The 14333-nt window shown below is 62.9% G+C and carries 14 protein-coding genes; 8 read left to right on the plus strand and 6 right to left on the minus strand.

The genetic code is table 11. The features are described from left to right. Positions 1-10: 10 nt before the first annotated feature. The 5 genes from Q5H89_RS09715 to Q5H89_RS09735 form a co-directional block, all read right to left on the minus strand. Complete coding sequence (locus tag Q5H89_RS09715; protein ID WP_305019109.1) at positions 11-745, minus strand: glycosyltransferase family 2 protein; 735 nt, start codon at positions 743-745, stop codon at positions 11-13. Continuing rightward, entirely contained in the window at positions 742-1812 is a 1071-nt protein-coding gene (locus Q5H89_RS09720; protein WP_305019110.1) for an NAD-dependent epimerase/dehydratase family protein, read from the minus strand. The genes Q5H89_RS09715 and Q5H89_RS09720 overlap by 4 nt, the downstream gene beginning before the upstream one ends. 171 nt (positions 1813-1983) lie before the next feature. Beyond that, entirely contained in the window at positions 1984-3051 is a 1068-nt protein-coding gene (locus tag Q5H89_RS09725; RefSeq protein WP_305019111.1) for an NAD-dependent epimerase/dehydratase family protein, read from the minus strand. Positions 3052-3200: 149 nt separating this feature from the next. Further along, positions 3201-3809: a DUF4252 domain-containing protein gene (locus Q5H89_RS09730; protein WP_305019112.1), complete on the minus strand. Its 609-nt coding sequence runs from the start codon at positions 3807-3809 to the stop codon at positions 3201-3203. Positions 3810-3821: 12 nt separating this feature from the next. Next, positions 3822-4058 carry a hypothetical protein gene (locus Q5H89_RS09735; RefSeq protein WP_305019113.1) on the minus strand — a complete coding sequence of 79 codons (237 nt, stop codon included), beginning with the start codon at positions 4056-4058 and terminating at the stop codon, positions 3822-3824. A 137-nt stretch (positions 4059-4195) separates the two neighbouring features. Here Q5H89_RS09735 and Q5H89_RS09740 point away from each other — a divergent pair, with 137 nt between their 5' ends. The 8 genes from Q5H89_RS09740 (at position 4196) to prfB (ending at position 12779) form a co-directional block, all read left to right on the plus strand. After that, entirely contained in the window at positions 4196-4780 is a 585-nt protein-coding gene (locus Q5H89_RS09740; RefSeq protein ID WP_305019114.1) for an NUDIX domain-containing protein, read from the plus strand. A gap of 91 nt (positions 4781-4871) precedes the next feature. After that, positions 4872-5654, plus strand: a complete 783-nt coding sequence (locus Q5H89_RS09745) for a lysophospholipid acyltransferase family protein (protein ID WP_305019115.1) — start codon at positions 4872-4874, stop codon at positions 5652-5654. Positions 5655-5744: 90 nt separating this feature from the next. After that, positions 5745-6032, plus strand: coding sequence for an Asp-tRNA(Asn)/Glu-tRNA(Gln) amidotransferase subunit GatC (gene gatC, locus Q5H89_RS09750; RefSeq protein ID WP_305019116.1), 288 nt, complete (start codon positions 5745-5747; stop codon positions 6030-6032). A gap of 171 nt (positions 6033-6203) precedes the next feature. Further along, positions 6204-8966, plus strand: coding sequence for a hypothetical protein (locus tag Q5H89_RS09755; RefSeq protein WP_305019117.1), 2763 nt, complete (start codon positions 6204-6206; stop codon positions 8964-8966). A 15-nt stretch (positions 8967-8981) separates the two neighbouring features. Further along, the gene (locus Q5H89_RS09760) at positions 8982-9722 is read left to right on the plus strand and encodes an ABC transporter ATP-binding protein (protein WP_305019118.1); all 741 of its coding nucleotides are present in this window, start codon (positions 8982-8984) and stop codon (positions 9720-9722) included. A 99-nt stretch (positions 9723-9821) separates the two neighbouring features. Beyond that, a complete protein-coding gene (locus tag Q5H89_RS09765; RefSeq protein WP_305019119.1) occupies positions 9822-10373 on the plus strand; it encodes a cob(I)yrinic acid a,c-diamide adenosyltransferase in 552 nt (183 codons plus the stop codon). A 139-nt stretch (positions 10374-10512) separates the two neighbouring features. Next, on the plus strand, positions 10513-11577 hold the full coding sequence (locus Q5H89_RS09770) for a branched-chain amino acid aminotransferase (protein ID WP_305019120.1): 1065 nt from the start codon (positions 10513-10515) through the stop codon (positions 11575-11577). A 124-nt stretch (positions 11578-11701) separates the two neighbouring features. After that, positions 11702-12779 (plus strand): peptide chain release factor 2 gene (prfB, locus tag Q5H89_RS09775; RefSeq protein ID WP_305019121.1). Its coding sequence is split into 2 segments (ribosomal slippage): positions 11702-11761 and positions 11763-12779, totalling 1077 coding nucleotides; the frame shifts between segments, so codons are not numbered across the junction. Between the two features lie 90 nt (positions 12780-12869). Here the strand turns inward: prfB and Q5H89_RS09780 are convergent. Next, positions 12870-14312: a RagB/SusD family nutrient uptake outer membrane protein gene (locus Q5H89_RS09780; protein ID WP_305019122.1), complete on the minus strand. Its 1443-nt coding sequence runs from the start codon at positions 14310-14312 to the stop codon at positions 12870-12872. Positions 14313-14333: the final 21 nt, after the last annotated feature.

Here is a 14333-nt window from a genome sequence, read left to right on the forward strand (position 1 = left end):
GGCCAGCCCCTCAATTTGCCTTCTTAAAATCGCCCCGCGAAAAGTATTTCTCAATCAGGCAGTACACCAAAATGAAGAAGTAGCGGCTGCCCATCTCCTTGATTTTGAGCTTCGATTCGCCGTATTTGCGGTTGGTCCACGAGTTGGGCAGCACGGCGTAGGTGTAGCCGCGCACAATGGCCTTGAGCGGCAGCTCCAGCGTGAGGTTGAAGTGCGGCGAGAGGAAGGGCTTGAGCCCATCCATGGTGCTGCGCCGGTACAGTTTAAAGGCGTTGGTGCAGTCGTTGTAGCGCAGCCGAAATACGGCCCGCACAATGGTGTTGGCCACCCGGTTGAGGGTTTTTTTGTGGGCCGGGTAGTCTACCACGCGCCCGCCCTTCATCCAGCGCGAGCCAAATACGCAGTCGTAGCCTTCGAGCAGCTTGTGGTAAAAGCGCACGAGGTCGGCGGGGTCGTCCGAGAGGTCAGCCATCATCACGGCCACGCAGTCGCCCTGGTAGCGCTCCAGGCCGTAGCGCACGGCGTAGCCAAAGCCGTTGGGGCCGGGATTGGTGTAGTACGTGAGAGTCGGAATTTCCTCGGCTAGGGCCGTGAGGCGGGCCAGGGTGCCATCCTTCGAGTTGTCGTTGGTGACGACAATTTCGTGGGCTATGCCTTCCTGCACCAGCTTGGCGTGCAGTGTGCGCAGCGTTTCCGCTATGCTTTCTTCCTCGTTGTAGGCCGGGATTACGACGCTGAGCTTCATACCGCTTGGCGCAGGCGCAATTCGTTGAAAATCTGCGTCAGCGTGCTCACCAGGTCATATTCGGGCTGCCAGCCAGGGTAGTGGCGCTGAAAATGGCCCACGTCGCTCACGTACCAAATGTGGTCGCCCACCCGGTTTTGGTTTGAGTAGGTGTACTGCATTTTGTTGCCCGTAATAGTTTCGCAGAGCGCGATGGCTTCCTGCATCGAGCAGTTGGCAAAGCGCCCGCCGCCGGCGTTGTACACCTGCCCGCCCGCCCGCGGCGCCTGGTAAAAATGCCAGAACATATTCACCAGGTCGTGGGCGTGAATGTTGTCGCGCACCTGCTTGCCCTTGTAGCCAAACACCGTGTAGGGCTGCCCCGTAATGGCGCACTTCATGAGGTAGGAGAGGAAGCCGTGCAGCTGCGCCCCCGCGTGGCGCGGCCCCGTGAGGCAGCCGCCCCGAAACACGGCCGTTTTCAGCCCAAAGTAGCGGCCGTACTCCTGCGCCAGCACATCGGCGGCCACCTTGCTAGCCCCAAAAACCGAGTGCGTAGTGTGGTCAATGCTCAGCTGCTCGTCGATGCCGTTCTCGAAATAGGCGTGGCGCGGGTCGATTTCCCAGCGGGTTTCCAGCTCTACCAGGGGCAGCAGGTTGGGGTTGTCGCCGTATACTTTGTTGGTCGAGGTGAAGATAAATACCGCCTCGGGGCAGTGCAAGCGGGTCAATTCCAGTAGGTTGAGCGTGCCGGTGGCGTTGATGCTGAAGTCGGTAAACGGCTCGCGGGCGGCCCAGTCGTGGCTGGGCTGGGCGGCGGTGTGCACCACCAGGGCCAGGTCGGCGCCGTACTCCTGAAAGATGGCCGTGAGCGCGGGCACGTCGCGGATGTCGGCGGCGTGGTGGCGGTAGTTGGCGTAGTCGGCTTGCAGGCGCTGGCGGTTCCAGTCGGTGGAGGCGGCTTCGCCAAAAAAGTAGCGCCGCATGTCGTTGTCGACGCCCACCACCAAGTCAAACTTATCGCTGAAAAACGCCACGGCCTCCGAGCCAATCAGCCCGCCGGCCCCGGTAACGAGGGCAACTTTCATATGTGTACGCAACCAGTATAAACCACAAAAGTAAACGTTCGTCATGCTGAGCCTGCCGAAGCATCTTGCTTGTATCGTTAGGCTAGTAACCTAGCGGCGCGAGTGAGATGCTTCGGCAGGCTCAGCATGACGAACGCCTTTGACGAATGCCTGTAAGAAATTCAGCTTGCGCTACATGCCCAAAATGGGCTTTAAGTCGGCTTCATTCGCCCGCAGCCAGTCGTATACGTCCTGCACCAGCTGGCGCACCGGGCGGCTAGGGGCCCAGCCGGTGGCGGCGCTCACGCGGGCATTGTCGGTGAGGTAAAGGGCGATGTCGGCGGGCCGGGTTTCGGCTTCGGCATGAATAGGTACTTCATTGCCAGTGATTTCCTGGCACAGCGCCGTGAGTTCCTGCAGCGACACGCTGCCGGCTAGCCCGCCGCCCACGTTGTAGGTCTGGCCATTGTGGCTGGCCAGGTTGGCTAGCTGAATTTCGAGCAGGTCGTACAAGTCATCGACGTGCAGCACGTCGCGCACCTGCTTGCCGGTGCCGCCGAAGCCGATATAGCCCAGGCCCTGCCGCCAGAAGTGGCGCGCCACCCACAGCACCACCACGCCCTGGTCGACCTTGCCCATCTGCCAGGGCCCGGCCAGCACCCCGCAGCGGTTGATGATGGTTTTTAAGCCGTAGAAATGGTGGTACTCCTGAATGAGATATTCCGAGCACAGCTTGGTGGCGCCGTAGAGCGAGCGGTAACCTTCGAGCGGAAAATTCTCGGCTAGCCCCGCCGGGCTCATGCCGGGCATGGGCTGGGCGGGCGCCACCTCGAAGCGTGTGGCGCCTTCGGTGAGGGCTATCTGCTCAATCTGGTTGATGGGATACACCCGGCTGGTCGACAGAAACACGAACGCCGCCCCGTGCTTTCGCGCGTAGTTCAGGCAGTTGATGGTACCCAGCAGGTTGGTATTCACCAGGTAATCGGGCGCCGAGGTGAGGCCGGCCAGCACCGACGGCTCGGCCGAGGCCTCAATGACGACCTCCACGGCGGGCAGGGCGTCAAAATCTTCCTGATTGCGGATGTCGCCGTGCACAAACTCCACGCCGCCCTGGCGTAGGCGCGGCAGGTTCAGCTCCGAGCCCCGGCGCTTGAGGTTGTCGAGGGCAATCACGCGGGCCTCGGGGTGCGCCGCCTTGAAGCGCAGCGCCAGCGTGGCGCCCACGAACCCAGCCCCGCCCGTAATCAAAAAAGAAGTCAAGTCAACCAGCAATTAAGTAGAACAGGCTGCAAAGTTGCACCCGCTGGCCGGGAGTTGCGGGCTAGCCCCGCGCTCACTAAAAAGCCCGGCGAACCAAGCATTGCTTGGCTCGCCGGGCTGCTGAATAGTAAGTAGCTTGGGGCAACCAACTATTTATTGGTGGTTTGCACTACATCGGGCAACACTTTGCTCAGGGCTTCGGCCTGGGCGCGGGTGAAATTGCCTTGTACCTGCACCAGCACAAACGAGCCGAGCGCGTCGGGCATGGTGCCGGTAGCTACCAGCTCGCTCACGTTGTCGCCGTTGGCCTTCACTACGTAGTGGTAGTCGGTGGCTCCGGCGCTGGACGTAACGAGCGAAGTATAGCGCTCGGCTTGCAGCAGGCCATTCACTTCGCTGTTAAGGCCGGCATCGACCAGGTTGCGGGCGCTGCCCGAGGTGGGCGTAAAGGTCATGGCCCGCGCCGTGCGAATGCCGGTGATGGCATTAGTCAGGTCGTTGCCACCCAGCAGCTTGCCCACCCGCACCAGGGCTAGCCGCTGCAGCAGGTCGGCCGACCACTCGGTGGTGCGGAAGCCCGGGCGGTCGCGGTACTTGGCAAAAAACGCGGGCACCGTGCGGGCCGGCGTATCGGGGCCGCCCCGGCTGGCCTGGCAGCCCGCCAGCAGGGCCAGCGCAATAATCAGCGCCAGCAGCTGCAAGCCCAGGCGGCTGCGCAGCGGCCGGTGGGGGGTAGGGGCACAGTCTAAAAAATGCATGGATGCGGCGGGCTAGCTGTGGGCGCCAGCCGTCGAGCCTGCGTCGGTCGGGTCGGTTTCGCCGCGGCGCTGGCCCTGGCTGTCGCGCGGGCCTTCGGCCTGGCTTATCTCATCATCTTCATCCGTCGAGACGTATTCGTTGGTGATGGGGCCGAGGCCGCCGGTTTTCTGGGCCAGGTCGGCTTCGGCCTGGGCAAACTTGAGGTTGAGCAGCGAGTCGTCGGCGGGCTTTTGGGTGTTATCAGCCATAAAAAGCAAGCCGGGCGGCTGAATGGTGAGCGACCGCCGGGCTAGGGGTAGTACGCGCCAGCTTGGCGCGGGGTTGGGGCGGCGCAACGGCGGGCCAGGGGCTATTTTTGCGCCCGCACTACTCCGCTACCTTCGCTATGCCACATTCGCACCCGCACCACGACCTCGACGAAACCCACAACCCCTGGCAGACGCTGAGCACCGAAATTAAGTACCAGAACCCCTGGATTCGGGTGCGGCAAGACGAGATAATCAACCCCAGCGGCAACCCCGGCGTCTACGGCGTGGTGTCGATGAAGAACAAAGCCATCGGCATCGTTCCGGTTGATAGTGAAGGCAATACCTGGCTCGTGGGCCAGTACCGCTACACCCTGAACGAGTACACCTGGGAAATTCCGATGGGCGGCGGCCCCGTCGAACTCGACGTGCTGGAGTCGGCCCAGCGCGAGCTGCGCGAGGAAACCGGCCTGCTTGCCGCCCGCTGGACGCGCATTGCCCGCCTGCACACCTCCAACTCGGTTACCGACGAAGAAGGCTTCGTTTTTCTGGCCGAAGGCCTTAGCCAGGGCGACTGGGAGCCCGAAGAAACCGAAGACCTGCGCCTCTGGAAGCTGCCGCTAGCCCACGCCGTGGACCTGTGCATGGCCGACCGCATTACCGACGCCATCAGCGTGGCCGGCCTGCTCAAGGCCGAGAAAGTGCTGGCTGCCAGGGGCAAGTGATTAGCTGCCAGGGGGCAATTGCCACAAGAAATTCTGCTGGCTGCTCCCCGTTCCCTGCCACCTGTTCGCTGTTCACTGTAAATTTGCCCGTATGCCTGCTTTCCTGCGCACCCTCGGCCACCGGCTTTACACCACGTGGGCCACGTTCTGGTTTGTGCTGCCGTTTTTCCTTACCTATCCACTCCAGCTTATTCTGGTGCGCCGGCCCGAGTGGCGGCATTATTTGCACAGCATCAACCGCAACTGGGCCAAGCTCTCCATTTTTATGTGGGGCGTGCCGCTCGAAATAGTGCGCGAGAGCACCAAGCCCGTGCCGCAGCCCTGCATTTACGTGGCCAACCACGGCTCGTACATCGACATTCTGGTGCTCTTTTACACCATTCCGGGCTTTCTTAACATGATGGGCAAGGATGCGCTGGTGAAATTTCCGCTGTGGGGGCCCATCTTCGGCAAAACCTACATTCCCGTTAATCGCCGCAGCGTGGTAAGCCGGGGCCGCGCTTTTGCCCTGGCCAAGCAGGGTTTGAAGGAAGGCCGGCCGCTCGCCCTTTTCCCCGAGGGCACCATCGGCCCCAAGCCCGGCGAGGAGCTGCAGCCCTTCCAAGACGGCGCGTTTCAGATGGCCATCAGCCTGGGCGTGCCCCTGGTGCCGGTGAGTATGCCCTTGAACCACAAGTTTATGCCTTCGGTTGCGGGCCTGCGGGTGCGCCACGCACCGCTGCGCGTCGTGTTTCACGAAGCCATCGAAACCAAAGGCCTCACCGAGGCCGACGTGCCCGCCCTCAAGGCCAGGGTAATGGCCCAGATTGCCGACGACTTTGTGCCCGAAGGCCGGGGCATTCCGGAGGCGAGCTACTTTTTTAAACAGGCCTGAAAAGGAGCAGGGCCGAAGCCGGCGGGTTGCGCCGGGCTTTTTAGCTAGCCCTTGCTAGGCCTGATAATCAGCATTTTTAACATACGCATCATGAAAACCGACCTCGAAACCATCCGGGGGCTGGCTCACCTGGCCCGCCTCGAATTTGACCCCGCCCGCGAGGGCCAGATGCTTGCCGACCTGAACGGCATTCTTGATTGGGTAGCCCAGCTTGAGCAGGTCGATACCGAAGGCGTGGCGCCGCTGGTGCACCTCTCGCACGAAATCAACGTGCTGCGCGACGATGAGGCCCGCAACACCGTGAGCCACCAAGAGGGCCTGCGCAATGCCCCGCGCAAGGACTCGGACTATTTCCGCGTGCCCAAGGTGCTTGATTAGTGCCTGCTAGCCAAGCAAAAACGTCCGTCATGCTGAGCTTGCCGAAGCATCTTGCCCAAACTGCTAGGGGTACTAACTCCAACGGTGCGACCAAGATGCTTCGGCAAGCTCAGCATGACGGGCGTTTTTCTTCTTTGATACTGATAACCTGCTTTTTAGTAACGCTGCTCCTTGCCTGAATTTTCGTTTTTGCGCCGCCTGCCGGGGCTGCCCGCTTTGCTGGCGCTGCTGGCCCTGGCCGGCGCCCTGTATTTCTACTTCACCGGCGAAAGCGCCACGCTGCCCGTGCAGCTGGTGCCGCACCTGGCGCCCGTGCCCCTCGTGCTCGACTCGGTGGCAGTGGGCCCGGCGCGGCTGGCGCTGCCGGTAAGCGGCTTCATCACCACGCTCACCCACGATGTGGGCGGGCCCTACACCCAGCCGCTGGCGGCCGGGCTGTGGCTGGGCGTGCTGGCCCTGGCGCTAGCCGGGTGGCTGGCGGTGGTAAGCATGCTGGCGCGGCCGGCCTTTCTGGCTGGCACCGTGCCGGTAGTATTTCTGCTAATGTCGCTCAATGCCGATGCGCTGGGCATTTTCAGCGAATCCAAGCAATATTTTCTGTACCTGACCCTCGCCTTGTTAGGAGCGGCCGCGCTGGGCTTGCAAGCCTTCGGCGATAGCGTGCGGGTGGTGTGGCGGGTCGCTATTTTCCTGGTACTGGTGGGCGGGTTGGTGGCCCTGCTGCTAGCCCGCACCAAGCTGCCGCTGGATGAAACCGCCCTGCACCTCGCCGCCTACGCCACGCCGGCCGGGGCGGGGCTGGTGGCCGCGCTCATTGGGTGGGTAGGGGTGGAGAATATCCGGGCCCTGCTGTGGTTTAATACCCAGGCCGAGCGGCCCGAAGGGCGGTTTGGGCTGCTGCCTTTCGTGCTGGCCAGCTTGCTGTACCTGGGCGCGCTAGGGCTCTATTATTGGAACGACGGGGTGCTGGCCCTCGGGGGCGGCCTGCACCTCGACCCGCTGGTACTGCTGCTGCCGGCCATCGCCACCGCCGGGCTGGGGCTGCGCGAGCGGGCGCCCAGCTACGGTGGCTGGCTGCCCTACGCGGCGGCCAGGCCCCTGTATTGGCTGCTGGTAGCGGCGGCCGCAGCGGCGCTGGGCTACGCCCTGGCCACGGCCAATACGCCGTTGCTGGCCGCGGCGCGGGCCTTTAGCGGGCGGGCGCTGGGGCTGCTGGGGGCGGCCTTTTTGCTCTACGTGCTGGTCAATTTTGGCGCGCTCATCCGGCAGCGGCTGCCGGTGCACCGGGTGGTGTTTGAGCCGCGCCGGCTGCCGTTTTATACCGTGTACATTCTGGGGCTGGCGGGGCTGTTTTTGTTTGAGCTGCGCAACAACTGGCCGCTGCTCGACTTGGTGCAGGCCGGGCAATACAACCAGCTCGGCGACCTGGCCCGCCAGCAAAGCGAGGCCCGGCCCGACGACCTGCCGCTAGCCTTGCTGGCCGAGCGCTACTACGCCGAAAGCGGCGACGTGCTAGCCCGCTTCAACCGCACGGCGCAGCTGGGGCGGGCGGCCCTCTACCGCTTCCGCGACCAGCGCCAGAACGAGCTGAATGCCCTGCGCCGCGCCCTAAAGCGCCAGCCCGACGAGAAAATCAGCCTTAAGCTCAACGCCTTGCTCACCGAGCCTGCTGACTTCTTCGACGCGCTGGAGGTGATGCGCGAGGCCCGCCGCGCCGCGCCGGGCAGCTTCGCGCTGGCTTCCGACATGGCCCAGCTTTTCACCCGCTCGGCGCTCACCGATTCGGTAGCCTTTTACCTCGACAAAGCCGAGCGGCTGAAGTCGAACAGCTACGTAAGCCGTACCAATCAGCTAGGTTTCCTGCTGAGCCAAAGCCTCTTGCCCGCCGCCCAAAAGCTAGCCGCCGCTTCGAAAGCCACGCCTGCCGAGCCGGGCCTGCTGGCTAATAAGCAGCTGCTTCAACTGCTAGCCCCAGCACCGGCCGCACCTGCGCCCGCGCCAGCCGGCACTTCCGCTAGCCTCGACGGCGCGGCCTTCGCCCAGCTCTACCACACGGCGCTGCTAACGGCGCGGGCTGGCCAGCCCGGCGCGTGCCGCCGCCTCACCGGCGAGTTGACCCGCCTGGCCGGCTCCGCCGCCAACGAGCCGTACTACGAGCAGATTCTCTTTTTGCAAGCCTTGCTGCGCCACGCGGCCGGCGACGAGCTGGCCGCCCGCCAGACCCTGGCGCCGCTCACGGTGGGCACCACGCCCACGGCGGGCTATTACCAGTATGTGCTGGGGCTCTGGCAGTTGCAGCAGCAGCAGTACGCCACCGCGGCCAGCCAGCTGGCCCTAGCCGCCGGGCATGGTGCGGCCGATGCCCAGCTGCCCCGTGCCTGGGCCCTGGCCCTGGCCGGCCAGGTCGATTCGGCGCAGGCAGCCTACCGGCGGCTAGCCCGCGATTCGACCCAAGGGCGTGCGGCGGCGCGGTTGGGGCAGGCGCTGCGGGAGCCGGCTTTGCTGGCTCGGGGGCCAGGTACCAGGCTTAGCGGCAGCGCCGAGCTGGCCGCTGCCCGGCAGGCCGAGGCCGCCGGCCCGGCGGCGCAGGCTGGCAGGCTCTATCAACGGCTAGTGGCCGAAGCGCCCTTCAACGAAACAGCCGTGCTGGCGGCCGCCCGCTACTTTTCGCAGCAAAAAGCCTACACCGATGCTTACGATGCCCTCAACAAAGGGCTGGCCGAAAACCCCGCCTCGCTGCCGCTGCTGCAAGCCTACGCCCTGGCCGCCGCCGACGCGGGGCTGGCTGAGCTAGGCCAGTCGGCGCTCGCGCAGCTGCGCCCGCGCCTGAGCCCGGCTGCTTACGCTAACTTGCTGGCGCAATTTGCGGTGCGCCGGGCGGCGCACGCCGCCGCCGGGGCTGCTTTTGACCAGCCGCCCGTTCCTGCCCGCTGATTTTTGCCTTTTCTTATGACTCCTGCCAGCCCAACGCCTTACGTCATTCAGACCACCGACATCGCCAAAGAATACGTGATGGGGACGGAGCACATTCACGCCCTGCGCTCGGTGAGCATCGACATCAAGCGCGGGGAGTACGTGGCATTTATGGGCCCGTCGGGCTCGGGTAAGAGTACGCTCATGAACATTGTGGGCTGCCTCGATACGCCTAGCCAGGGCCAGTATATCCTCAATGGCCAGGACGTGAGCCGCATGAGCGACAACCAGCTGGCCGAGGTGCGCAACAAGGAAATCGGCTTTGTTTTCCAGACTTTCAACCTGCTGCCGCGCTCTACCTCGCTCGAAAACGTGGCCCTGCCGCTCATCTACGCCGGCCTGGGCAAACGCGAGCGCACCGAGCGCGCCCTCGAAGCCCTGCGCTCGGTGGGCCTGGCTGACCGCGCCGGCCACCGCCCCAACGAGCTTTCGGGCGGCCAGCGCCAGCGCGTGGCCATTGCCCGCGCGCTCGTTAACACCCCTAGCGTGCTGCTGGCCGACGAGCCCACCGGCGCCCTCGACTCGAAAACCAGCTATGAAATCATGGCTCTCTTCGAGGCGCTTTATGCCAAGGGCAACACCATTATTATGGTGACGCACGAGGAAGACATTGCCCACTATGCGCACCGCATTGTGCGCCTGCGCGATGGCCTCATCGAAACCGACGACGTAAACCACAACATCTCGCAGCCGGCCGTCAGCTCGCTAAGCGCTTAGCGCTACCCCAAAGCAGCCCCGCGTAGCGGCCCTGGCCGCAGCTCAGCTAGCCTGCCCGCGCAGCGGGCGCATCCGTTAAATCTGTTAATTCTGAGGTCCATGAAGATATACACCAAAACCGGCGACACCGGCCTGACCTCGCTCATTGGCGGCACGCGGGTGCCCAAGTCGAGCCTGCGCATCGATAGTTACGGCACTGTGGATGAGCTGAACTCGTACATCGGCCTGCTGCGCGACCAGGAGGTGAACGCCCCGCGCCGCGAGATTTTGAAGGAAATCCAGGACCGCCTCTTCACCATCGGCTCGCACCTGGCCACTGACCCGGATAAGGATGTGCGCCAGCGAATTCCGGACCTGCACGCCGCCGACGTAGCCCTGCTCGAAACCGAGATGGACCAAATGAACGAGGTGCTAGCCCCGCTGCGCGAGTTTGTGCTGCCCGGCGGGCACCCGGCCGTGTCGTTTGGGCACGTGGCCCGCTGCGTGTGCCGCCGCGCCGAGCGCCTCGTCATTCACCTGCGCGAAGAATCGCCGGTTGAAGATTTGGTGGTGATGTACCTCAACCGCCTGTCCGACTACCTATTCGTGCTCAGCCGCGCCATGGCCCACGACCTGGGCGTGGCCGAAGTAACCTGGAAGCCACGCGTCTAAGTTGCCGGGGCTAGCCACTGGCCAGCGCGGCGCTGCAACATTCGGCCGGCTCGTTTGTCCCTCTTTGTATCCTTCCCACCCATTCTGGTGCCGCTAGCCTGGCTAGCCTACCGTTTTTTGGTTTTAACCTCGCCTACTTATGCTTGACACGCTCGCTATCGACGTACAGCCCACTACCGCCTCCCGCCTCACCGAGCTGGACCCCGCCAACATGGAGTTTGGCAAGCTCTTCGCCGACCACATGCTGAGTGTGGAATTTACGGGCGGCGAGTGGCAGCAGCCGCGCATCGTGCCCTACGGCCCGCTGGCCATCAGCCCCGCTAACTCGGCCATCCACTACGGCCAGGCTATTTTTGAAGGTATGAAGGCCTACCGCCAGGCCGACGGCAGCGTGGCCCTGTTTCGGCCCCTCGACAACTGGCGCCGCCTCAATGCCTCGGCCGAGCGCATGGCCATGCCTACCATCCCGGAAGATATCTTTATGCAGGGCCTACGCGAGTTGGTGAAGCTCGACGCCGCCTGGGTGCCTAATATTGCTGGTAGCTCGCTCTACATCCGGCCCTTCATGTTTGCCACCGACGGCGCGCTAGGGGTGCGGCCGTCCGAAACCTACCACTTCGGCATCATCACCTGCCCGGTATCGGCCTTCTTCACCAAGCCGGTGCGGGTGCGCTTCGAGCAGCAGTACGTGCGCGCTGCCCCCGGAGGCGCCGGCTACGCCAAAAATGCCGGCAACTACGGCGCCGCCATGCTGCCCAGCAAGCTGGCCCAGCAGGCGGGCTACCACCAGCTCATCTGGACCGATGCCTCGGAGCACCAGTACGTAGAAGAGTCGGGCGCCATGAACGTGATGTTTGTACTTGATGGCAAGCTTATTACGCCCGAGCTATCTACTTCCATTCTCGACGGCATCACCCGCCGCTCGGTGCTGGAGCTGGCCCGTACCTGGGGCGTGCCCGTGGAGGAGCGCCGCGTGTCGAGCCGCGAAATAATTGAGGGCCTGGCCGCCGGCCGCCTCACCGAAGCCTTTGGTGTGGGCACGGCCGCCACCATCGCGCCCATTGCCACCATGGGCTACGAGGGCCGCGACCATGACCTGCCGGCGCTCACCGATACGTCGTTTGCCCGCCGGGTAGGGGCGGCCCTGGAGGCCATCCGCACCGGCCACGCCGCCGATGCCCACGGCTGGATGGTAGCCGTGTAAGCTGCCGGGCTAGCCCATTCTACGCCGTAAAAAAGCTGCTCGCCTGCCGAGCGGCTTTTTTTATGCCGACCTTTGTCCCCCGGCCGGGTGGTTTGCCCGGCCACTCATTTAGCCATTTCACCACATGACCCAAGACCAGATAAAGGACTTGAGGGGCCGCGCCGAGGCTCTGAGGAGGTATCTTTGACTACGATACCCGTAAAGAACAGGTAACCGCAGCCGAAGCCGAGACGCTGGCCCCCGATTTCTGGGATGACTCGAAGGCCGCCGAGGCCAAGCTCAAGGAAATCAAGAGCCTCAAAACCTGGACCGACGACTACGAAGCCGTGCAGCAGGCCGTGGCCGACACCGACGTGCTCTACGACTTTTACCGCGAGGGCGAGGCCAGCGAGGCCGAAATGCAGGCCGAGTACGATGCCACCCAGGCCAAGGTTGAGGCGCTGGAGTTCAAGCGGATGCTCTCCGATGAGGAAGACCAGCTAGCCGCCATCATCGACATCAACCCCGGCGCCGGCGGCACCGAAAGCCAGGACTGGGCCGAGATGCTCATGCGCATGTACATCATGTGGGGCGAGAGCAAGGGCTTCACCGTGAAGCAGCTAAGCTACCAGCCCGGCGAGGGCGCCGGTATCAAGTCGGCCTCGCTGGAGATTGACGGGCCCTTCGCCTACGGCTACCTCAAAAGCGAGATTGGCGTGCACCGGCTCGTGCGCATGTCGCCCTTCGACAGCAGCGGGCGGCGGCACACGTCGTTTGCCTCCGTTTTTGCCTACCCGGTGGTCGATGACACGATTAACATCGAAATCAACCCCGCCGACATTTCCTGGGATACCTTCCGGGCCGGCGGCGCGGGCGGCCAGAACGTGAACAAGGTCGAAACGGCCGTGCGCCTCACGCACGCCCCCAGCGGTATCATCATCGCGGTGCAGATTGAGCGCTCGCAGCTCATGAATAAAGAGCACGCCCTGCGCATGCTCAAGTCGCGCCTCTACCAGCAGGAGATGGACAAGCGCAACCTGGAGCGCGACAAGGTTGAGGCCACTAAAAAGCGCATCGACTTCGGCTCCCAGATTCGCAACTACGTGCTGCACCCTTACAAGCTCATCAAAGACCTGCGCACCGGCATTGAGCGCACCGACGTGCAAAACGTGCTGGATGGGGATTTGGACGAGTATATCAAAGGCTACCTGATGCAGAACTAGGCTAGCAAGCTTTGCTTTGGATTCAGGATATAAAAAAACCCCCGCATCAGGCAGATGCGGGGGTTTTTTAGTGCTCGTAACCGCGCTTGGCTACGGGTTAGCAGCATCCCACTGCTTTTCGGCAGAAGGCTTGTCCAGATTGGGAATCAGCTTGTAGGTGCCACCCACGCTGGCCGGCGCAGCACCTGAGCTGTACATCAATGTCTGGCCAGACGAAACCGTGGGCGCATAGCGACCCAAGCGACGCAGGTCAACAAGGCGGTGGCCTTCGTAAAACAGCGAATAGCGGCGCTGCTTCAGAATTTCATCGATGTAATCGGAAGCTTGCGTAAACGAAGCTGCCGTACGGGCAGCCAGGCCGCCGGCTCTTGTCCGAATCACATTGATGTCGGCTACTGCGCCGGCTAGGTCGTTTGACTTAGCCTTGGCTTCTGCCGATATCAGAATGAGTTCTTCATTGCGAATGATATCGAGGCTCGACGTCGGCGAAGTAAACAGCTTAGCATCAAAGTCGGCCGGTATAGTACCAACCGTTTGGCCGGGGCCTACGTGCGCCGGGGCCTTGGCCAGGCGCAGGTCACCGGCTTCGGCTTCCGACACGAAGTTGTCCGTTGCTACCACCAGTGTGGCTGGGTTAGAACCAGTTGAGGAGGTAGGCAGCGCTTGGTAGTAGGGGTTGCTGACGTCGTTGGCAATGGAAGGGTTAAACGTGATTTTCGGCCCGAGCGTCAAGCTAGCCGTTTGGCTATAGAATGACTGTGCCAGGGCAGCAAGGGCGCCGGCGTTATCACCTTGGTAAAGAGCCACACGGGCTGCCAGCGCCCGGTTTACCTTCAAGAAAGTGGCGGGCGTGTCGAACCCACTGTAGCCGCTGGAAAGCGGGAAGGGAAAGCTGCTTCCGCCAGCGGCTAGCTCCGTCGCGGCCTGGTCAAGCAGCTGGCGGATATTGGTTAGGGCATCAGCAGGCTTCACAAAAGGCCCGGGCTTCAAGATATTGTCCAGGTCTACCCGAATGCCGATATCGCCCATCAAGTCAAGCTCATGCAGCTTGCCCAACGCTTCGTAGGTGTGGCTGAAGCCGGCAGCAGCTTTCTTCTGTGCATCCGTAATGCTGTTGGTGCCATTAACAGAGGCCAAGAATACTTTGGCTGACCGCACCACGCGGGCAAAGCCATTGTAAGCGCCAACACTGTAAAAAGCGTTATCGTCGTAGGAACCTTTGGTGCCATAGATTTCGCCTACCCAACGCGACTCGCTTTTGGCAAGTACCGACACCTCGCGGCCTAGCGAGCCAATGACCATGTTATTGGCGCCGTTGTTGGCGTGGCCCAAGCGCAAAGAGGCTTCCAGCGCTACCCCGAGCGCGCTAATCTGCGTGGGAGTGGCATTGGCAGTTACGCTCTCCAGGCTGGCGTTGTTAGGGTCGGTAACCGGGTCAATGGTAGTGGGACTGCACCCAGCGCCTACCAGCAGCAGCGCAACGGTACCGGCAAGTACGGTGTTGCGACGCTGATTATTAAAAATAGTTTGCATACACAAGTGAGAAGTAAAAGA

The organism is Hymenobacter cheonanensis (genome assembly GCF_030581075.1).
Classification (GTDB): domain Bacteria; phylum Bacteroidota; class Bacteroidia; order Cytophagales; family Hymenobacteraceae; genus Hymenobacter.